At 70.5% G+C, this 20,766-nt stretch carries 16 protein-coding genes; 9 read left to right on the plus strand and 7 right to left on the minus strand.

The features are described from left to right. Positions 1–13: 13 nt before the first annotated feature. Together rlmN and G6O69_RS26800 are read right to left on the minus strand one after the other, a co-directional pair. Positions 14–1,186 carry a 23S rRNA (adenine(2503)-C(2))-methyltransferase RlmN gene (rlmN, locus tag G6O69_RS26795; RefSeq protein WP_172306347.1) on the minus strand — a complete coding sequence of 391 codons (1,173 nt, stop codon included), beginning with the start codon at positions 1,184–1,186 and terminating at the stop codon, positions 14–16. Between the two features lie 30 nt (positions 1,187–1,216). Beyond that, entirely contained in the window at positions 1,217–2,080 is an 864-nt protein-coding gene (locus G6O69_RS26800) for a decaprenyl-phosphate phosphoribosyltransferase (protein ID WP_172306348.1), read from the minus strand. A gap of 58 nt (positions 2,081–2,138) precedes the next feature. Here G6O69_RS26800 and G6O69_RS26805 point away from each other — a divergent pair, with 58 nt between their 5' ends. Further along, positions 2,139–6,200 carry a DUF3857 domain-containing protein gene (locus G6O69_RS26805; RefSeq protein ID WP_172306349.1) on the plus strand — a complete coding sequence of 1,354 codons (4,062 nt, stop codon included), beginning with the start codon at positions 2,139–2,141 and terminating at the stop codon, positions 6,198–6,200. After that, on the plus strand, positions 6,200–10,222 hold the full coding sequence (locus G6O69_RS26810; RefSeq protein WP_172306350.1) for a hypothetical protein: 4,023 nt from the start codon (positions 6,200–6,202) through the stop codon (positions 10,220–10,222). Before G6O69_RS26805 ends, G6O69_RS26810 begins: the two co-directional genes overlap by 1 nt. Positions 10,223–10,441: 219 nt before the next feature. Here the strand turns inward: G6O69_RS26810 and G6O69_RS26815 are convergent, their stop codons facing one another. From G6O69_RS26815 to G6O69_RS26830, 4 genes are all read right to left on the minus strand, one after another. Continuing rightward, positions 10,442–11,674 carry a sulfotransferase gene (locus G6O69_RS26815; protein ID WP_172306351.1) on the minus strand — a complete coding sequence of 411 codons (1,233 nt, stop codon included), beginning with the start codon at positions 11,672–11,674 and terminating at the stop codon, positions 10,442–10,444. A 64-nt stretch (positions 11,675–11,738) separates the two neighbouring features. Then, on the minus strand, positions 11,739–12,383 hold the full coding sequence (locus tag G6O69_RS26820) for a hypothetical protein (protein ID WP_172306352.1): 645 nt from the start codon (positions 12,381–12,383) through the stop codon (positions 11,739–11,741). A gap of 28 nt (positions 12,384–12,411) precedes the next feature. Next, positions 12,412–13,389, minus strand: a complete 978-nt coding sequence (locus G6O69_RS26825; protein WP_172306353.1) for a prolipoprotein diacylglyceryl transferase family protein — start codon at positions 13,387–13,389, stop codon at positions 12,412–12,414. A gap of 180 nt (positions 13,390–13,569) precedes the next feature. Further along, positions 13,570–13,935: a TraR/DksA C4-type zinc finger protein gene (locus G6O69_RS26830; RefSeq protein WP_172308336.1), complete on the minus strand. Its 366-nt coding sequence runs from the start codon at positions 13,933–13,935 to the stop codon at positions 13,570–13,572. A gap of 331 nt (positions 13,936–14,266) precedes the next feature. Between G6O69_RS26830 and G6O69_RS26835 the strand changes: the two genes are divergently transcribed. Both G6O69_RS26835 and G6O69_RS26840 read left to right on the plus strand, forming a co-directional pair. Further along, positions 14,267–14,479, plus strand: coding sequence for a TIGR04563 family protein (locus tag G6O69_RS26835; RefSeq protein WP_172306354.1), 213 nt, complete (start codon positions 14,267–14,269; stop codon positions 14,477–14,479). A gap of 17 nt (positions 14,480–14,496) precedes the next feature. Further along, positions 14,497–15,504 (plus strand): alpha/beta hydrolase, encoded by a 1,008-nt coding sequence (locus G6O69_RS26840; RefSeq protein ID WP_172306355.1) that lies wholly within the window; start codon positions 14,497–14,499, stop codon positions 15,502–15,504. Positions 15,505–15,568: 64 nt separating this feature from the next. On the opposite strand, the gene G6O69_RS26845 is transcribed toward G6O69_RS26840, so the two are convergent. Then, a complete protein-coding gene (locus tag G6O69_RS26845) occupies positions 15,569–16,723 on the minus strand; it encodes a hypothetical protein (RefSeq protein ID WP_172306356.1) in 1,155 nt (384 codons plus the stop codon). A gap of 100 nt (positions 16,724–16,823) precedes the next feature. On the opposite strand from G6O69_RS26845, the gene G6O69_RS26850 reads away from it, so the two are divergent. From G6O69_RS26850 to G6O69_RS26870, 5 genes are all read left to right on the plus strand, one after another. Next, on the plus strand, positions 16,824–18,329 hold the full coding sequence (locus tag G6O69_RS26850; RefSeq protein WP_172306357.1) for a replication-associated recombination protein A: 1,506 nt from the start codon (positions 16,824–16,826) through the stop codon (positions 18,327–18,329). A 172-nt stretch (positions 18,330–18,501) separates the two neighbouring features. Beyond that, positions 18,502–19,062: an OmpH family outer membrane protein gene (locus G6O69_RS26855; protein WP_172306358.1), complete on the plus strand. Its 561-nt coding sequence runs from the start codon at positions 18,502–18,504 to the stop codon at positions 19,060–19,062. After that, on the plus strand, positions 19,059–19,616 hold the full coding sequence (locus tag G6O69_RS26860; RefSeq protein WP_172306359.1) for an OmpH family outer membrane protein: 558 nt from the start codon (positions 19,059–19,061) through the stop codon (positions 19,614–19,616). Before G6O69_RS26855 ends, G6O69_RS26860 begins: the two co-directional genes overlap by 4 nt. Before the next feature lie 22 nt (positions 19,617–19,638). Then, entirely contained in the window at positions 19,639–20,103 is a 465-nt protein-coding gene (fabZ, locus tag G6O69_RS26865) for a 3-hydroxyacyl-ACP dehydratase FabZ (protein WP_172306360.1), read from the plus strand. 19 nt (positions 20,104–20,122) lie between these two features. Beyond that, positions 20,123–20,761: a hypothetical protein gene (locus G6O69_RS26870; RefSeq protein ID WP_176397106.1), complete on the plus strand. Its 639-nt coding sequence runs from the start codon at positions 20,123–20,125 to the stop codon at positions 20,759–20,761. Positions 20,762–20,766 lie beyond the last annotated feature (5 nt).

Raw genomic sequence — 20,766 nt, forward strand, 5'->3', positions numbered from 1 at the left:
CCCCACGCTACCGTCACTGATCCAGGGCGAGCTGGCCACAGGCCGCCTGGATGTCGTCGCCCCGAGGCGTTCGCAGCCAACACTGCACACCTGCGCGGCGGAGGGCCGCCATGAAGCTCGCAACACGCGCTTGCGCCGGCCGGCGAAAGGGGGCGTGGGGGTGGGGGTTGAAGGGGATGACGTTGACGTGGCAGCGAAATTCGCGGACCAGCGCGATCAGCCGGCGGGCGTCGGCCTGGCTGTCGTTGACCTCGCCGAGCAGCACGTACTCGAAGGTCACCCGGCGGCGGCGGTTGGTCGGGACCTCGCGGACGGCCGCGAGCAGCTCGGCGATCGGCCAGCGCTGGTTGATGGGCATGACCTGATCGCGGACGGCGTCGGTGGTCGCGTTGAGGCTGATCGCCAGGCCGACCTCGTGGCCGAGGCCCTCCCGGGCGAAGCGCTGGATCGCCGGGACCAGGCCCGAGGTCGACACGGTGATGCGCCGGCCGGCGATGGCCTCTCCGCCCTTGTCGGTGAGGACCTCCAGGGAGCGCCGGACCTGGTTGAAGTTGTGCAGCGGCTCGCCCATGCCCATGTAGACCACGTTGGTGATCCGCGGGGTCCAGACCTCGGCGCCGGTGTCTTCGCTGTCCTCCCCGCTGGCTTGGGCGCTGGCTTGGGCGCTGTTTTGGGCGTCGGTCTCGGCGGCCAGCATGGCCCGGGCGCGGGCGACCTGGTCGACGATCTCCCAGGTGTCGAGGTTGCGGCGAAAGCCCAGGCTGGCCGTGGCGCAAAACCGGCAGTCGAGGGCGCAGCCGACCTGCGAGGAGATGCACTGGGTCAAGCCGCGCTCGTCGTTGGGGATCAGCACCGACTCGATGAACTCGCCGTCGGCGGTGCGCAGACGCAGCTTGCGGGTGCCGTCGCGGGCGCGCTGGACGGTGTCGACCTCGAGCTGGGCCAGGCTCGCGTGTTCGCTCAAGGTCGCGCGCTCGGCCTTGGACAGGTTGGTCATGGCCGCGAAGTCCTGGGCGCGGCGCTGGTGGATCCACGCGAACACCTGGTCGGCGCGGTAGGCCGGGGCGTCGATGGTCTTGGCCAGCCACTCGCCGAGCTCGGCGCGGGTCATGCCCCGGAGGTTGGGTGGCCCCTCGCGGGGGATGGCCCGCTGGGGCCGACGGATCTTCCACACCTGTTCGGACACTCGAGGCTCCTGCTCAGACTCGGGGCTGGCTCAAAACCAGTACAGGAGCACGCCCGTGCTCACGACCCAGATGATGAAGCTGCCCATGAACAGCCAGTCGCGCAGCATCTCCTCGGTCGGGCTCTCGGCGTCGGGGCGCGAGGTGACGAGGTGGATGAAGCGCAGGATCGAGATGATCGGGAAGGGCAGGGTGAAGATCAGCGGGGCGTCACCAAAGGTCTGATGGACGTGCTCGCTTTGGGTATAGAGGCCGTAGACCAGGGCCGTGAGCAGGGCCAGGGTGTGCAGGATCCACCGCAGCGCCCCCGGCGAGTAGTGCTGGAGGACCGAGCGGGTCTCGGTGCCAGACTGGGCGAACTCGTGGGCGCGCTTGCCAAAGCCCAGGAACATCGCGAGCAGCGCCGTGCAGCCGAGCAGCCACAGCGAGGGCGGCAGCGGGATGACCAGGGCCCCGGCGAGCACCCGCAGCACGAAGCCGGTGGCGATGGACAGCACGTCCAGATAGGGGATTCGCTTGGTGTAGAAGCAGTAGAGCAAGTTGAGCACGAAGTAGCCGCCGAGGGCCGCTGCGTACAAAGGCGCGAGCCAAAAGCCCGCGCCGAGGGCCAGGGGCACGGCGACGATCGTGAAATTGCGGGCGACCTTGGGCGGGAGGGCGCCCGAGGGGATCGGCCGGTGCTTCTTCTTGGGGTGGGCGCGGTCTTTCTCGACGTCGACGATGTCGTTGACGATGTAGACGCAGCCCGAGATCAGGCAAAAGAGGGCGAAGGCGGCCGCGACGCGGAGCAGGGCGTCGAGATCGAAGAGCTTCTGGCCAAAGACCAGCGGCAGGGCCACGAAGGTGTTCTTGATCCACTGCTTCGGGCGCAGTGTCTTGAGTAGGGCCAAGAGCACGGTGCGGGCGAGACTATGGCACGTGGGTCGTGGATGTTCCATCATCGCCGCGCCCGAGATGCCGCCCTCCGCAGACTCCGCCAGCTCGCGCTCCAAAAAAGCGCTCCTCTTCCCCAGCCTGCTGTCCGCCGTGGCCGTGGCGTCGATGGTCGGCGCCCCAGCTCACGCGGGGCGCGAGAGGATCGCGCCGGCTGGGCTCGTGGGCCTCGACGCCAGCGGGGCCGCCCCCGCCCAGCCAGATCAGCCGGGCGCAGCGCCAGCGCGGGCGCCCGGGATCCAGCTCGACGCCCCGCTGTGGGAGCCGGGGGTGCTCGACCCCACGGCTGGTTGGCCAGGCCGGTGGCAGCGCGAGCTCGATCGCCGCGAGGCCCTGCTGCGCGCGGCCAAGGGCAAGGATCACCGGGCGGCCCTGGCCCTGCTCGGCCTGCTCGCGACCTTGTCCGGGGAGCTGCCTCGCGACGAGCTCGTGCGCTTCGTCGACGGCGTCCGCGAGGATCGCAAGCGTCACCCGCTGGTCCGTGCCTTCGCCGAGGAGCAGCGGGCGGCGCTGCACGAGGACGCCGGCGAGCTCGCGGAGGCCGAGGCGATCCAGCGTCGCGTGGGTAGGATCCTCGACTGGCAGATCGTCGGACCCTTCGACAACGCCAACCGCGGCGGCCACGACCAGCGCTTTGGCCCGGAGCTCGAGGCCTTCGCGGCCGGGCAGTCCTTCGAGGGCAAGCTCGCCGGCGAGGCCGTGAGCTGGCAGGCGATCGAGGCCGCGAACACCCTCGGGGGCGGCTACCTGTCCTTCGATGAGTTCCTGCGGCCCAACGAGTACGTGACCGCCTACGCGATCACCTGGGTCGAGGTCCCCAAGGCCCAGCGCGCCGTGCTGCATCTGGGCAGCGGCGGGGCCCACAAGGTCTGGGTCGGCGAGGCGCTCGTCGGCGAGGGCGAGGCCTACCGCCGGCCGGATCCCCTCCAGGACGCCTACGCCCTCGAGCTCGAGGCCGGCTGGAACCGCGTGTTGGTCAAGGTCGGCTGCGAGCAGGGGGCCTGGGGCCTGTTCGCGCGGATCAGCGGCGAGGACGGCGGGCCCATCGAGGGCCTGCGGATCTCGGCCTCGCCGGCATCGATCGCGGCCCAGTCCGCGGGCGCGGCCAAGACCAAGGCCAAGGCAGAGGGGACGGGGGAGGTCGAGATCCCCGTGGCCGCGCCCACGCAGCACGCCCTCGAGCTCGATCCCGAGGCCGGCCCGGCTCGGCCGCCCCTGTCTTTGCGCCGGCTCTTCGAGGACGCCGCCGAGGGCGAGCGGGCGCGGCCCGCCGACGAGCTGGCGCTGGCCGAGTTCTACCGCTGGGTCGCGCCCTTTGGCCGCGATGACTTCAGCGCGCGGGACCAGGCCCGGGAGGCCGACGCCGCCCTGGCTTCGCCGCGCAGCGCCCTGCACCTGGCGCTGGCCGAGGACGACTCGGCGCGCTCGCGGCGGGCCCTCGAGGCGGGGGTCGAGCGCGCCCGCGCGCTGCTCGAGGCCGAGGGCGCCAAGGTCGAGCCCAGCGTCCGCGCCGAGCTCTCGCAGATGCTGATCGAGCTGTCCTACTCCAACGCTGCCCTCGGCCTCGAGCGCAGGGCCGAGGCGCTGCTCGAGGAGGCGGCCACGGTGGCCCCGGACGACGCGCTGATCGAGCTGGCCCAGGTCGAGCAGCTGGCCAACGACGGCTTCGGGCTCGCGGCCTTGCAGTGGGCCGAGACCCTGCGCCGCCGCTACCCCCACTCGGCCACGATCCTGCGCGAGCAGGCCAACCGCCTGTTCACCTTGGGGCGCACCCGCGAGGCCCTGGCCCTGCTCGAGCAGCACGGCCGCGAGCACGCCGGCGACGTCTCGGTGATCGAGCAGCGCATCGAGGCCCACCTGCAGCTCGGCGAGGTCGACACCGCCCTGGGCCTGGGCCGCGACTTGATCGTCGGGACCGCCGGGCGGCCCGCGGCGTGGCGGCGCCTGGCCGTGCTCGAGGAGGCCGCCGGGCACTACGACCTCGCGACCGCGGCGCTCTTCGAGGCCGTGGAGCTCGCGCCCCAGGACCCCGAGCTCCACGCCCAGCTCGGCCTGCTGCAGAGCCGCGCCGGTGACCAGGCCGGGGCCGTGGCGGCGCTGAGCCGCAGCCTCGAGCTCAACCCGCAGCAGCCGGGGCTGCGCGACCTGCTGGCGACCTTGGGGGCCGAGCGCGACGACGTGTTCACGCGCTACGCCGTCGATCTCGTCGAGGTCGCCGAGGCCGCCACCGAGGCCCCCGTGCCCAAGGCCTGGGCGGGCAAGGACGCGGCCGTGCTCCACCGGATGATCGCCACGCGGGTCAGCGAGAGCGGCCTGGGCGAGCGCCTCGACCACCGCATCATCAAGGTCCTCGACGAGCGCGGGATCAAGAGCCAGGCCCGCCACGACTTCGGCTACGAGCCCGACGAGAGCTACGTCGAGGTCCGCCGGGCCCGGGTCTACCGCGCCGACGGGCGCGTGGAGGACATCGGGATCAGCAACCACTACGCCGTGGGCTCGGCCGGCTACCGCATGTACTACGACCAGCGCGGCGTGGCCGTGGAGTTCCCCGGGCTGCGCGTCGGCGACGTCGTCGAGGTCGCCTTCGTGCGCCGCGACGTGGCCACGCGCAACAAGTTCGACGACTACTACGGGGATCTGGTGCCCCTCCAGGGCGTCGAGCCCATCGCCCACTTCGAGTACGTGCTCGAGACCCCGCAGGGCATGGCGATCCACGCCAACCACGAGCTCGAGCGCGAAGGGGCGGGGGAGGGGGCAAAGGGGGAGGGGGCAAAGGGAGAGGGCGCAAAGGGAGAGGGGCGTACGACCTATCGCCTGCGCCGCGACGACGTCGCCGGCCTGCGCCCCGAGTCGGGCATGCCCGGGTGGACCGAGATCGCCGACTACCTCCACGTCAGCACCTACGAGACCTGGGACGAGGTTGGGCGCTGGTACTGGGGCCTCGTCGAGGGCCAGCTGCTGGTCGACGACGCGATCCGAGGAGGCGTGGAGGAGGCGATGGCCGGCCTGCCCAAGGACGCGAGCGAGCGCGAACGCGTGGCCGCGCTCTACGAGCACGTGATCGAGAACACCCGCTACGTGGGCCTCGAGTTCGGCATCCACGGCTACAAACCCTACCGGACCACGGACATCTACAACCGGGCCTTTGGCGACTGCAAGGACAAGGCCTCGCTGCTCAAGGTCATGCTCGCCGAGATCGGCGTGGAGGCCCACCTGGTCCTGGTCCGCACCCGCGACCTCGGGCGCATCGGCGAGCGCCCGGCGAGCCTCTCGGCCTTCAACCACGCCATCGTCTATGTGCCCAAGTACGACCTGTTCATGGACGGCACGGCCGAGCACGCCGGGGCCTTCGAGCTCCCCGCGGGGGACCAGGGCGCGAGCGTGGTCGTGATCGAGGACGGGAAGGGGGCGAGCTTTCGGACCATCCCCTACGCCCCGGCCGACGACAACCTCAGCGATTACGAGCTCGGCGTCAGCCTGGCCGCCGACGGCTCGGCCAAGGTCGATCACCGCATGACCATGGTCGGGGCGGGGGCGAGCTCGTGGCGCGCCGGGCTCGAGGCCAAGGAGCAGCGTCAGGAGCTCTTCGGCAAGATGCTCGCGCGCGTCTACCCGGGCGTCGAGGTCCGCGCGGCCAAGTTCCCCGGTATCGAAGACCTCGGCGAGCCGATCCGCGTCGAGGCCGAGCTGGCGATCCCCGGCCTGGCCACGCGCGTGGGCGCGGGCGCCGACGCCAAGCTGCGCTGGCGCGTGCTCGGCCACGAGGTCCAGGTGCTGCGCGGCTACGCCAACTTGCAGCGTCGCGAGCACCCCATGGAGATCGGGGTGCCCAACCGCGAGCGGCGAACGATCACCTACAGCCTGCCCGCGGGCATGCGCTTCACCCAGGTGCCCCAGGGCCGGGTGCACGAGTCGCCCTTTGGTCGCTTCGAGCTGCGTGTCGAGCAGCGCGAGCGCGCGGTCACGATCACCTCCGACATCGAATTCAGCCGCGCCCGGGTCGAGCCCGGGGAGTACGCCGAATTCCGCGAGTTCCTCGCGGAGATCGACGCGGCCCTCGCCCAGGCATTCGAGGCAGCCTGATGCTCGTCAACGACTCTCTCTCCCTTGTCCGCCCGCCCGCGCGCTCGCGTCGGCGGATCCCCGCTTTGGTCCTGTCCTTGCTGCTCGCCGGCGCGGCCCTCGGCCCCAGCTTGGGCTGCCGCCCGCAAGCGCGGACCGAGTCCTTCGACCCCGACTCGGCGGCCGCCCACGCGGCCAAGCTCGAGCGCTGGCTCGCGCGGCACCCGGACGATGTCCAGGCGCGAGTCGAGCTCGCCCACGTGTACTGGCTGCACCTCGCCGACGCGGCCAAGGCGATCGAGCACCTCGATCGCGTCACCGGTGAGCGCCCCGCGCTCGGCGGCAAGAAGGGTGGGGGGCTCGCGGTCCCGCCAGCCCTGGCCCGCTTCTCCCGGGCCGCGATCGCCCAGAGCCGCCTCGACGTCGGGCGGGCAGCGCTCGAGGCCCAGGCCTTGCTGCGCGAGATCGCGGCGCAGCCGAGCGCGCGGGCGCGGGCCCAGGCGCGGGCCCTCGCCGCCCCGGCGGCGCGCCTGCTCGACGCCGGCTTGGGCCTGCGCCCCGGCGATCGCCGCAGCTTCGTCGCCTTCTTCGACGGCCTCGACCTCGGCCCGCTCTCGGCCGAGGCCCGCGAGCAGCTGCTCTCGACCCGGGCCGCGATCGCGCGGATCTCCGGCGAGGACTACCGCGACTACTACACGCGCCAAGGCTGCGTGCAGGACTGGGCCGTGGGCGAGCTCGAGGGCTTCCGCGGGGCCCTCGAGCTCGATCGCCTGGCCCTCGAGCGGCCCTTTGCGAGCGACGCCGAGGCCGTGGTCACGCCCCTGTCTTGCGCCGTGCGGATCTGGAACGACGAGCCGCGCGCGGCGATCCGTCGCCTGCGCGCGAGCGTCGAGGTCCCCGGCGAGACGCTGCGCCTGTCGATGGCGGCGCAAAACCCCACCCGGGTCTACGTCGACGACGCGCTGGTTTGGGCCAGCGATCGCAGCGATCGCTACCCCCTGGACGAGCCCGGCCTGCGCGTGCCGGTCAGCCCGGGGACGCACCGCGTCGAGGTCCAAACCTCCATCCCGGGCGAGCGCGCGTGGGTGCTGGTCCGGGCCACGGACGCGGACGGAGAGGCTCTCACGATCCGCCCCGACGCGCAGGCCGAGGGCGACCTCGCCTGGCCCGCGGACGCGGACGTGCTGGCCGAGGCCGACGCCCTCGTCGAGATCGAGGCCTGGGACGTCGGCGAGGGCGGGCGCGGGGCGGCGGGCAAGAGCTTGGGTCTCGCCGGTCCGATCTACGCGCCGCTGCGGGCCTACCTGGCTTTGGGCGACGCCCTCGCCGACGGCGACAGCGATCGCGCCGAGCGGGTATCCGAGGGTCTGCGCGACCGGGCCGAGGCCTTCGCCGAGGCCCACCTGATGCTCGCCGACTTCGAGCTGCGCGATCCTTCGCGCGGGCGGACGAACTCGGCGGCGCGCCAGCAGGCCGAGCTCGAGCTCGCCCTGGCGCTCGATCCGAGCATGGCCCAGGCCCGCCTGGCGCTGCTGTCGATGCGCCTGGCTCGCGGCGAGGAGGTCGAGGTGCTCGAGGCCCTGGAGGCCCTCGACGCGCTCCCGACCACGGACGCCGCGGCGCTCGGCCGCGACAGCCTGAGCTTCGCGCTGCTGCGCTACGAGGCCTACCGCCGGCGGGGCGGCGACTTTCAGGCGGAGCGCGCCCTCGAGCACGCCTCGGCCATCCACCCCGGCAACTGCGAGGTGCTCATGGCCCGGCGCGAGCTCGCCCGCGAGCGCAACCAGGTCGCCGTCGAGGCGCAGATCGTCGAGGCCCTGGCCGAGTGCCCGGGGAGCCTGGGTCTGCGCGCGCGCCTGGCCGTGGAGCGCGAGCGCCTCGACGAGGCCGAGGCGCTGTGGCGAGAGCAGCTCACCCGCGTCCCCGACGACATCGACGCGATGGCTGCCCTGGCCGAGATCGCCGTGACCGCGGGGCGCTACGACGAGGCCACGGGCTGGCACCGGGAGATCCTCGGCTACACGCCCTACCGGGCGCTGTCGCAGATCGAGCTCGCGGACCTGGCCGCCTCGCGCGGCGGCAGCGGTGACGCCGAGGGCGGCGATCCTCGGGCCGCCCGCGAGCTCGTGCTCGCGGCCATCGAGCGCTTCCCGCATAGCTCGCGCCTGCGCGAGATCGGCGAGCGCGTGGGCATCCCCGATCCGTTGATGGGCTGGCGCATCGACGGCCGCGAAGCCCTCGCCGACTACCAGCGCGATCGCGCCGAGGGCCTGGCCTCCGAGGGCGTCAGCGAGGTCCTGCTCCTCGATCGCGAGGTCAGCGTGATCTACCCGGACCTCAGCCACCGGCACATCGTCCACCAGATGTTCCACATCCTCTCGGACCAGGCGATCGACGCCCACGGCGAGTTCGAAAACCCCGGGGCCGAGCTGCTGACCATGCACTCGATCAAGCCCGACGGGAGCATCGTCGAGCCCGAGCTGATCCCCGGCAAGGCCGGCCTGAGCCTGCGCGGCCTCGAGATCGGCGACATCGTCGAGCTCGAGTTCACCTACGAGGCCGGCCCCGAGCTGGCGCTCCCGGGCCACGCCGACCTCGGCCGCTTCCGCTTCCAGTCGGCGGAGATCCCCTTTCACCGCTCCGAGCTGATCGTGCTCGCGCCCGCGTCCATGGACGCGCTGGCGATCGAGGCGCGCAACGACGCGCCCGTGCCCAGCGAGCGCCGCGTCGAGCTCGTCGGTGAGCCGGGCGAGAGCAGCTACCGCGAGCTGACCTTCCGCGCGGATCAGGTCCCGCGCCTGGGCGCCGAGCCGGCCTCGCGCTCGATGCTCGACGAGCTGCCGATGATCCAGGCCCACGTGCCGCTGAAGATCCAGGACTGGCTCGACAACCTCGCCGTCGAGATCCGCCCGGGCCAGCGCAGCAACCCCGAGCTGCGGGCGACCGTCGCCGAGATCTGCGCGGGCTACGACAACGACTACGACAAGCTCGACGCGCTGTGGCGCTGGGTGGTCGACGAGATCGAAGAGGCCGGCGACCTCACCGTCCCGGCCACGGTCACCTTCTCGGCGCGCCAGGGCAGCCGGCTGATGCTGCTGCGGGCCATGCTCGAGGTCGCGGGCGTCGACAGCGAGCTGTGGCTGCTCCGCGATCGCTTTGGCCCGCGGATCTACGACGGGCCCACGGCCAACCCCCTCGTCGAGGCCTACGACACCGCGATGCTCGCGTTGCAGGGCCCCGATGGTCAGCCGCTGCTCGTGGGGACCTCCTCCGAGGTCGTGCCGATCGGCTACCTCTCGCCCAGCTACGCCGAGGGCGAGGCCCTGCGCGTGCAGCTGGAGGCCGACGAGCCCGCGCCTGGTCGCGTGGAGGTGCCGGCGAACCCGGCGGCCTACCGCGACCTGCGGCGCTGGGAGCTCGAGCTCACCCTCGACGCCGAGGGCCGCGGGAGCTTGCGCGGGACCATCGAGCTGCGCGGCCTCGAGGCCATCTTGTGGCGCGACGCCTTCGAGCAGGTCGACGCCGACAAGATCCCCGAGGTGTTCGCCGAGGCCGAGCTGCGGCGGATCCTGCCCGTGGCCGCCCTCGACCTCGGGGAGCTCGAGTTCGAGAACCAGTGGGAGCTCGAGCAGCCGCTGATCGTCCACTTCACGGCCAGCGTGCGCAACGGCGGCGTGGTCCAGGGCGGCCAGCTAGCGACCTTGGCGGCCACCGTGCCCCTGGATCTCGCGACCGGCTACACCCGGCTGCCCAGCCGCTGGAGCGGTCTGGTGATCGGCTACGCCCCGATCCTCGAGGCCAAGGTCAGCGTGCAGCTCGACGGCCGGACCTTCAGCCAGCTGCCCGCGGACGTCGCCCTCGAGGGCGCGCGCGGGCGCTACACCCGGACCCTGGTCGAGGGCGGCGAGGGCTCGGATCGCGTGGTCCTCGAGAGCCGCTCGGTGCTCGAGCCGGGGATCGTCGAGCTCAGCGACTATCGGGCGCTCGCGCAGTACGCCAACTCGGTGCAGGCCGCCGAGCAGCAGCTGCTGATCGCACGCTAGGAGCCCGTGGTGGAACCCAGCGCGGCTCCTGGCGCCGGGATTTTCGTCGAGGGCGCGAAGCCAAAGCGCAGCTGTACCGGGCGTACTGCAAGTTTTGGCGACAAAGCCCTCGGCGAAAAGACCAAGCGAGGTGTCGTGTTGGGTTTCACCACGGGCTCCTAGGAGCCCGCGCTGGGTTCCACCACGGGATCCTAGATCGCTCGCGCTTCGGGCTTGGCCTCAGCCGAGCTCGAAGCGCTGGCGGTAGCCCGCGAAGCGAGCGTCGAGATCGTCGCGGCGCAGGCCGAAGTCCTCGGCGGCGTAGCGGTGCAGGCCGTGCTCGTGCTGGCGGTGCGACTCGAGCCAGGTCGCGAGCTTGGCGCGGATCCCCTCGTCCCAGGGCAGCTCGAGCTGGGCGCAGAGGCGCTCGACCACGGCCAGGGGGTCGTCGAGCAGGTCGCGGTAGAACACGTCGACGAAGCTGCGATCGTCGCGGGCGTCGCGGGTGGCCATGGCGCGCGCGAGCATGCGCTCGATCTTGCGGGACCAGTGCCGGCCGACCTCGCGGGGGTCGACGCGGTCGCTCATCACCCCCCAGCCGTGGGCGACCAGGCTGCAAAACGAGGGCACGGTCTCGCTGGGATCGCGGTGGGTCTGGATGACGGTGATCTCGGGGAAGACCTCGAAGACCGTGTCGAGGTGCTCGAGGTGGTGGGGCGACTTGAGCACCCAAAAGTCGCCCCCGCGCTGGGTCTGGAGGTGCCGGAGGCAGCGCGCGAGCCAGCGGTAGGCGGGGGTGCGGTCCTGGCCCTCGAGCCAGCGCGCGAAGCTGGGCACGTGGTAGCTGGTCTCGGCCACGCTGCTCATGAACAGCTTGTCGAGGAGCATGACCTCTTCCTCGGGGGCGAGGGCGTCCATGGGGTGGGCGGCGAAGAGGTCGGGGCTGAGCCAGCGCAGGAAGGTCTCGGCGCCCCTGGCCTTGCGGATCCGGGCGTCCGAGGGGGTGGACGCGGGCGGCCGCCAGTCGAGGGGGGGGATCGGCTCGATGGCCTCCCAGGTCGCCAGCGCGCGGGCCCCCGGGAGCTGGGCGAGCAGGCGCTGCAGCAAGGTCGTGCCGCTGCGCGCGAGGCCGCAGATCATGATCGGCCGGGCCAGGGGGAGGGTGGCGAAGATCGGGCTGCGCTCGGCCCAGGCCGCCGCGCGCAGGTTGACGATCAAGTTGGTGCGGGCGTTGGTCGCGGTCAGCAGCCGCCCCGTCGTGGTCAGCGAGGCCTCGCGCTCGAGCGAGGCGACGAGCTGGGCGAGGAACTCGAGCGCGAGCGGCTCGGCGAGCTCCTCGAGCTTGGCCGCGCGCCGGGCCGCGGCGAGCAGGGCGTCGACCTCCAGCCGCTTGCCGAAGGGCAGCGAGTTGAGGGCGCGCAGGGGCAGGGGCCGGTGCGGGTGGGCGTAGTCGCGCGAGGTCTCGAAGCGCATGAGGCTGGACTCAGCCCTACGGCGGCCACCCAGTCACGTCAAGCGGCGGCCGAGCTGGCACCGACTAGCAACCCGCGGCCAGAAAGCTCGCCGCGCGCTCGAGCACTGCTGGCCGCCACTGCAAGGTCGAGTGCAGGCCACCGACAAACTCTGGCTCCAGGCCAGGGAGCCCGGTCTCGGCGCTCGCGACCACGCCATCGTCGTCACCCGAGATGCGTGGGTTGTAGCCGCGCCCGTCCCCCGTGCCGCCGATCAAGATCAGGGTCTCGCAGCTCGGCGGCGGCGGATCGAGGGCCTCGGCACGCGCAGGCTGGAGTTCGCCCGCGGCGCGGCCATAGAGCCACTGAAATGGCACGAAGTCGCGGTTTTGGACGGCCAGGGTCGAGCCGCGGTTGGGGGGCGCGAGCATGACCAGGCGCTGGCGAGCGGCCAGGCGACGCACGCCCTCGCGCGCGAGCAGGGCCCGCGCGACCAGGCCGCCCATGCTGTGGGTGAGCAGGCCGAGGATCTCGAGCTCGCGCCCGGCGAGCCAGGTGTGGAGCGTGGCCTCGAGGCGAGCGGCGTGGCCGTCGAGATCGTCGCGCCGGGTCGGGTAGCCGAGGGCGCGGGCCTCGAAGCCGCGCTGGTTCAAGAAGCGCGCGGTCGGCTTCATGCCCAGCGACGAGCGCAGGGCACCATGGAGGAGCAAGACGGGCGTGGGCTCGGCCATGTCGTGGCTGCTGAGCCCATCGAGGCGCTCAGTCGTCCGACTTGGCGTCGGAAGACTTGGTCTCGGAAGACTTGGTCTCGGCAGGCTTGGCCTTGGCGGCGCTCTTCTTTTTCTTCTTCTTCTTCTTTTTCTTCTTCTTGCCATCGTCCCAGCCGGGGGTCCACGGGCCACCCAGCCACTGCTGCAAGCCCTTGGGGTCCTCGGTGGCCTTTTGCAGGCGGCTGTAGTGCGCCGCGATCACGACCCCGACGACCGCCACGGCGGTGACCTGGCCCAAGGTGACGGGGCCGAGGATCGGCGGCGTGCTGTCCCAGCGGAAGGGATCCTCGATGAGGTAGCGGACGATGGTGAAGTAGGCGAGGGCGAAGAGAGCGACCTGGCCCGAGTACTGGCGACGCTTGCGGATCGCAAAGGCGATCACCACGCCGATCACGGCCGCGACGGCGGCGTAGAGCTGCGAGGGGTGCACCGGCAAGGAGTGCTCGGCCGGAACCCCGAGGCCCGCGAGTTCGCTGTGGTGCAGGGCGTAGACCGGGGACTCGGCCGGGAAGCGCACGGCCATGAAGAAGCTGGGGTCGACGTAGTGCCCAAACTCGGCGCCAGCCAAGAAGGCGCCGATGCGCTCGATGACCACGCCGATCAAAAAGGCCGGGGCCGCGGCGTCGAGCCAGGCCCAGGTGGGGATCTTGCGGGCCTGACAAAAGAGCCCCGCGATGATCAGCGCAGCCAGCACGCCGCCAAAGCCGAGCAGCTCGCCGCCCTGGAGGCTGATCAGCTCGCTGAGATCGCCGCCGCGGCCGTTGGAGAACAGCCACATCAGCCGCGCCACCAACAGCCCGCCGCCGACGGAGAGCACGTAGGCCGTGCCGAGGAGATCTGCCGGGAGTTTGTCGAGCTTGGCCAGGCGCAAGCTCAGGACCCAGCCCATGACCATCGCCACGGCCAAGAACAGACCGTAAGCCGCGACCGGGGAGCCTTCACCAATTTCGAAGAGGATCGGATGCATGACCTGGAGGGGCAATGGCTACCAAGGAAGCCCGCAGCCCGCCAGGGGTCGAGCCTCCAGCCAAGTGCGCCGAAGGGGGAGGAGGGGAGTGCTCGGGGGTGCCGCCACTGACGCGGGCGCGCTCGCGCTCGCCCAGGAGGCGAACGCAGCGGGGCGCAGCGGGGCTCGCCGCGAGCAGGCTCAGTCGGCGTAGACTGCTTCTTCTTTTTCCTGGGCCTCCTTGCACTGGATACACAAGGGGGCTTCGGGGCGCGCCTCGAGGCGCTTGGTCGAGATCGGCTCTTCGCACTCTTCGCAGACACCGTAGGTGCCTTCGTCGATCTTGCGCAGGGCGATCTCGATCTTGTTCATCAGGTGGCGCTCGCGGCCACGCAGTCGAAACGAGAAGGCCTGCATGTACTCACTCGACGCCTGATCGACCTCGTCGAAGCGATCGTCGGGAGAGAGGACCATCTCGTTGGCCAAGGTCTCGTGGGCGTGCTCGAAGAGGCGCTGGCGCTTCTCGAGCAGGAGGCCCTTGAACTTCAGGAGTTGCTTGTCGCTCAAATGGGAGGACGTCATCGGCGAAAACCGTCCTTTCGGCCTTGCCCGAGAGACCCGGGGGCGGGAGAGTAGCCGGTCGAGCGCTCGACAGACAAGGGAAATACGTCCCCCATGTGGTCGCGTGTCGGTAGAACGTCGCCGGTGCCGAGTATTCGCCGAGTCAGCGCGGAGGTTTCAGCTTGGACGCGTACCCACCTCTTCGTAGGGGTCGCAGATCCTCCGGTCATGGCCCCACATGGGCCGATTCGCACGACATCGTGGTAAACGGTTGACTGTGATCCCACCTTATCCTACCGTTTCGCGTCTCATCCCAGACACGGGAGATATTTGACGGATGGCCAGCTCCGATAAGCGCAAGCAGAGCCTCTACTTCCCCGAAGAGATGCTGAAAGAGATTCAGCACGAGGCGACCCGACAGGATCGCTCTCTCTCGTGGATCGTCCAGAAGGCCTGGAAGCTGGCCCGGCGTGAGATCATGAAGTTCCCCAGCGTCAATGATATCGAGGACGACATGGAAGATGACGTCCGCGGTAAGAACGACGACTGAGGGGCACGGAGGCGCGCGTGTCCGGTCCCAAGGCCGGCTCCGTCTCTGACACCGCGCAGACCGAGCCAGCGGCTCGAACCCTGAAAAGCGCGGAAATCGACGGCCAGGGCCGGGCTCGCCGACCGCTGGTCGAGCGCCATTGGATCCTGCGCGACGACGGCGCGCGGCTCTACGTCCGCTCGCTGCGTGCCCGCCGTGCGGAGGGGGAGGCGGTCGGGCCTCCGCTGCTGATCCTCGACGGGATCGGCTGCGCGGGCTGGGCCTTCCGTCGCCTGGCGCCAAAGCTGGCGGCAGACCGCCAGGTCGTGCTGATGCACTACCGCGGTCATGGCAAGTCCCCGAGCCCGCCGCGGCCGTGGCGCTTGGGCATGCACGTGCTCGCCGACGACGCGGCGGCCTGCTGTGATCAGCTCGGCCTCGACCGCGTGGTCGTGCTGGGCTTCTCCATGGGCTTTCAGGTGTCCGTGGAGTTCTACAGGCGCCACCACCTGCGCACCGCTGGGCTGATCTCCCTGGCGGGGCCGCCGGGGCAGCCGCTGAATTCCTTCCGGGGGACCAACGCCTTTGGGTTCGCGCTGCCTCTGGTGGTCGCCGCGGCGTCGATCGCCAGCGAGGCCACCACCAGGTTGTGGCGCTCGATCCTGCCCAGTCGCCAGGCCTTCGACTTTGGCCTGCGCTTCGAGGTCAACCGCGATCGCATCGACAGCCGCGACTTCGAGCTCTATCTGCGCGGCATGGCGGCGATCAACCCCGAGCTCTTCCTGGCGATGCTCGAGCAGGCCCAGCGCCACTGTGGGGACGACGTGCTCGCAGAGATCGACGTCCCGACCATGGTGGTCGCGGGGGCCCGCGATGACTTCGTGCCGGTGGATCGCCTGCGCGAGATGGCCTTTGCGATCCCCGGGGCGCGCTGGGAGGTCCTCGACGAGGCGACCCACGCCTTGCCTGCCGAGTATCCCGACGAGCTCACGCGGCGTCTGGGGGGGTTCTTGGCGGAGATCGACGAGCGCGAGCGAGAGCGCTGAGCGGCCGCCAGACGAGTGGAGCGCCCCCGCGTCGAGGCAGGGGCGCGCAGGTTGGGCGCGTCGCTCAGCCGCCCGCGGCGGCGTCGCTGTCCTCGCCAGCGTCGTCTTCGGCAGCGGCGTCGCTGTCCTCGCCAGCGTCGTCTTCGGCGGCCTCACCGGCCTCACCGGCCCCACCGGCCTCATCGGTGCTGGCCGCGTCGCCTTCGCCCTCGTCGCAGGCCTCGTCACCCATGTAGTTGACGCTGCAAGGATCCGCGCAGTCCTCGGGCCCGACGTAGTCGTCGCTGCAAGGATCCGCGATCTGTTGGACGTCGGCGCCCTCGGCGGGGGCCACCGCAGCGCCGCCGGGGCTCTTGCCCGCCACCGAGCGCGTCCAGTCGGCCTGGAAGCGCACGCTGGTGGTCGTCGCGCCCTGGCTGCGGGTCATCTTGCTCTCGATCGCGCTCATGTACTTGGCGTCGACGTCGAAGAGCACGCTGGTCGCCTCGCGCACGCGGATCTCGCTCGAGCCGTCCTTGGTGGTGGTGGTCTCGGTGCGGTCGCGGTCGATGATCAGCTTGGCGAGGCGCTGGTTGGTCTCGCGGTGCTGGTAGAGACCCTCGAGCTGGCCGCGGACGTTGTCGACGATGTACTTGCCGAGCTTGCCCTCGCGGCCACGGGTGTCGTCGTTCTCCCACGTCTCGCCGGCGCCGAGCTGGTCCTCGGGGACCACGAAGAAGGCGGAGGTCAGGCCCTCGAGCACGCCCTCGAGCACCTGGGCCTCGGCCTCCTGGAGGTCGGGCGGGGGCGCGGGGACGTCGAAGACCCGGCCGCTGGGATCGACGAAGAAGCGGATCGTCGCGCCCTCGAGCCGCTGCTTGGACTGGGCGTTGAACTCCGCCATGGAGATCGGCATGTTGGGCATGTTCCAGTCGATCTCGATGTTGTCGATGGTCGCCGCGACCAGGGCGTTGCCCTTCTCGTCGAGGCTCTGCACGACTAGCTGGACGGTGAAGGCCAGAGAGCGGGTCATCTGCGCGCCGCGCGAGCTGAGCGTCTCGCGGCGGCTGACGGTGCCGTCGAGGGTCGCGCCGGGGGCGAGGTCGTAGCGCAGCGAGACGCCCTCGGCCGGGACGCTGGTCGCAACGAGATCACCCTTGTTGCAGGCGCCGAGGGGGAGGGCGGCGCCGAGCAGGAGCGAGGAGAGCGTGAGCGTGCGGAGCCACCTGGCGCGGAACATGGGGCGGAGGGTAGCGGCGGCCCAAAGGGCAGACAAGGGAGGGGCGCTCGCCCCCCAGTCGGCGCGGGCGCGGTGATCTGCTATCGATCCGCTCGCGTCCATGGCCGTCGAAGACGAAGACCTGTTCGCTCGTGCACGGGCGAGCGACCCCGCGTTCGCCCCTCTGGCGGAGCGCATGCGTCCGCGGAGCCTCGACGAGTGCGTGGGCCAAGAGCACCTCACCGCGCCCGGTCGGCTGCTTCGCCGCGTGGTCGAGAGCGACCGAGTGCCGAGCATGATCTTCTGGGGCCCGCCGGGGACCGGCAAGACGACCCTCGCGCGGGTGATCGCCGCGGGCACCGGAGCGGTGTTCGAGACCGTGTCGGCGACCGAAGCTGGGGTCCGCGAGCTGCGGGCGATCATCGAGCGAGCCCGTCGCCGCCGCGACTACGAGTCCCGGGCCACGCTGCTCTTCGTCGACGAGATCCACCGCTTCAACAAGGCCCAGCAAGACGCGCTCTTGCCTCATGTCGAGGCCGGGGTGTGCCGGCTGATCGGCGCGACCACGGAGAACCCCAGCTTCGAGGTCAACGCCGCCCTGCTCAGCCGCGCCCGCGTCTTGCAGCTGCGTCCTCTGGGCCTGGGGCAGCTCGTCGCGCTGCTGCGCCGGGCCCTCGAAGATCCCGATCGTGGCCTGGGGGCGCGCGGGGTGCAGGCCGAAGATCGGCTCTTGGGGGCGATCGCCCTGGCGTCTCAGGGCGACGCGCGCCGGGCCCTCAACAGCCTCGAGCTGGCCGTCGATCTGGTGCCGGATCTCGAGGAGGATCCCGAGCTCGAAGAAGACGAAGACGCGCCCGCCGACCCCGACGTCGAGGGGGAAGAAGGGGAAGGGGAGGAGCAAGATGGTCAGGCAGCAGACGAAGCGCCCCGTGGCCCCGCGCTGACCCCCGAGCTCGTCGCCGAGGCCCTGGGCCAGTCCACGCTCCGCTACGACCGCGACGGCGAGGAGCACTACAACGTGACCTCCGCGTTCATCAAGAGCATGCGAGCTAGCGACCCCGACGCCGCGGTCTACTGGATGGCGCGCATGCTCGAGGCCGGCGAGCCGCTCGAGTTCGTCGCCAGGCGGCTGGTGATCTTCGCGGCCGAGGACGTGGGGAACGCCGATCCGCAGGGCTTGGTGGTCGCCCAGGCCGCCGCCGATTCGGCGCGCTTCGTGGGCATGCCCGAGGCCGTGCTGCCCTTGACCCAGGCCGCGGTCTATCTGTCCTTGGCGGCCAAGAGTAACGCCACGATCAAGGCCTACTTCGCCGCGCGCAAGGAGATCCGCCGGCGCGGCCCGCTGCCGGTGCCTCTGGAGATCCGCAACGCCGTCAGCAAGCTGATGAAGCAGTCGGGCTACGGCCAGGGCTACCGCTACCCCCACGATCTCGAGGGAAACGTGGATTCGCGCCATCACAGCTACCTCCCCGAGCCGCTGCGCGACCACCTGCCGAGGCGGCGCTACGTGCAGTCGAGCGCGCAAGGCTGGGAGGCCGCGGCAGAAGCTGCGCTCGCGCATCGCCGTGAGCCCCGGGCCGCGCCCCAGGCCACGACCGGGACCGAGGCAGAGGGCGAAGAGCCCTGAGCTGGCTCACGGCGCGGGCAGAGCTGTTCTGGCGACTGGGGCGAAAGCGGAACCAGCGCACGAAGTTTGCTCTCGGCCGCCGACCGTGACCTTGAATCGAGGTCGTGCCTCGCCCGTCGTAGAGCGCGTCGGCTTGCCCGAACCAGCGACCCCAGGTATGTCCGCTCCGATCATGCGTCTGCGAACCCGGTCCTTGCTCCTGGCCAGCACCCTCGCTGTCTCCGCCCTGGGCGTGAGCGCGACCATGCTGGCCCCGGTCACCGCAGCGGCTGCGGTCCCGCAAACCAAGAAGATCGCCCTGGTCGATCTCCAGCGCGTGCTGCTCGAGACCACCCAGGGCAAGAAGGCCAAGAAGAACCTCGAGTCGGCCATCGCCAAGAGCGGGGCCAAGCTCGAGCGCAAGGCCAAGGACCTCCAGAGCAAGTTCGACGACCTCCAAGCCAAGGCCGCGATGCTCTCGGAGGCCGAGCTCATGCGCCGCTCTCAGGAGCTCCAGGCGGCCGAGCTCGAGCTTCAGCAGCTCTACCAGGAGGAGCAGGAAGACCTGCTCAAGAAGGAAGAGCTGCTGATGGAGAAGATCTACAAGAACACGGCGGCGATCGTGAAGGCCATGGCCAAGGAAGAGGGCATCCAGATTGTCATGGTGCGCTCGGAGCTCACGGTCCTCTACGCCAACCCCCAGCTCGACGTCACCAACAAGGTGATCGTCGCTTACGACAAGAAGTTCAAATGAGCCACGTACGCACCGCCAAGCTCCGCCGCCTGCTCGGGGTGGCCCTGCTCTCGACCTCCCTGTTCACCGGCGCCGCGCTCGTCGAGTCCAGCACCGCCGAGGCTGCGGTCCCCGACGTCGGCAAGGTCGCCGTGGTCGACATGCAGCGGATCCTCAACGAGACCTCCGCGGGCAAGAGCGCCCGCCAGAAGCTCGAGTCGGCGTCGACCTCGAAGCAAAAGAAGCTCGACAAGCGCCGCCAGAAGCTCGAGCAGGACCAGACCAAGCTCGCCCAGCTCCAGGGGGACGCGCTGGCCCAGGCCCAAGAGAAGCTCCAGCGCGACTACTACGAGCTCCAGAGCATGTACATGACGCTCCAGCAGGAGCTCGCCGAGCAGGAGGCCCGCACCCTCGAGGTGATGTACGCCAACTGCCAGTCCCTGGCCAAGGAGATGGCCAAGGACTTCAAGCTCGACCTGGTGCTGATCCGCGATCAGACCACGGTGCTCTACGTGGCCGACGGCGTCGACCTGACCAACGAAGTCATCAAGCGCTACGACAAGAAGTACAAGTAGGGTATGCTCCCGGGCCAGCGCGATGGCCCTCGACATCACTCAGATTCAGACGATGCTCCCGCATCGCTACCCCTTCTTGTTCATTGATCGGGTCGTGAGCTGGACACCCTCGGAGACCCTGCACGCGCGCAAGCTGGTCTCGATGAGCGACCCGATCTTGCAGGGGCACTTCCCCGGCACGCCCATCCTCCCGGGGGTGGTCCAGGTCGAGGCCATGGCCCAGGCCGCGGTGCTGCTCGCGCAGCTCTCCGACGCCTTCGACCCCGAGACCCAACTGTGCCTGTTCATGGGCATCCAGGAGGCCAAATTCCGCGCGCCGGTGGTCCCCGGGGATGTCCTCGACATTCACATCCAGGCCGAGCGGATTGGTCGCATCGGCAAGTTCTCGGGTAGGGTGGAGTGCGAGGGAGCGGTGCGCAGCTCGGCGAAGTTCACGGCGGTCGTCCAGGACAAGCCCAAGGAAGATGCGGGCGAGGGGGACGGCTGAAGTGAGCTTGGATCTACGTATGAGCCCCAAGGTCGTGGCCACCCTACTTGCCGCTTCATGGCTAGTCTCCGGCTGCGGCGGTCAGGCGCGCGCGCTCGTACGTAGTTGTGATGACCTCGGCAAAGCGGTCCGCCGCCAAGAGCACGAGGACATCGAGGCCAAGGTCTTGCCGGCGAGTCGCTCGCGCCTCGACTACGAGACCCTGCTCGCCGACGAGGCCGAGTGGGGGGAGCGTCTGTCTTCGCCGACCGGCGCCCGACCCGAGGCGCTGCTCTACCTGGGCAACGACGAGGTCCTGGAGGTCATCTGGACCGACAAGGGCTGGCGCTTTGCGAGCGACCCCACGGTCTACTTTGGACAATCGACGCCGCGCGAGGCCCTGCGTAGCTTGGTGCGTGCGAGTCGTGAGGGGCGTTGGGACGTGATGCTCGACCTGGCGCCTCGCCGCTATCGCATGGGTCTTTCGACCGAAGATCTGGAGAAGGCCTGGACAGATGGCGAGCAAGCCAAGGTGCTACAAGAGGCCCGAGATCGCCTCGCTGCGCATCTGTCTGGTACCATCCGCCAGGATGCCCACCAGGCTATTCTCGATCTCGGCGACGGTGAATTCGCGCGGCTAGAACGCGAAAAAGATCGCTGGGTCGTCGTCGATTTCTAATGATC

The sequence above is a fragment of the Pseudenhygromyxa sp. WMMC2535 genome (assembly GCF_011083025.2).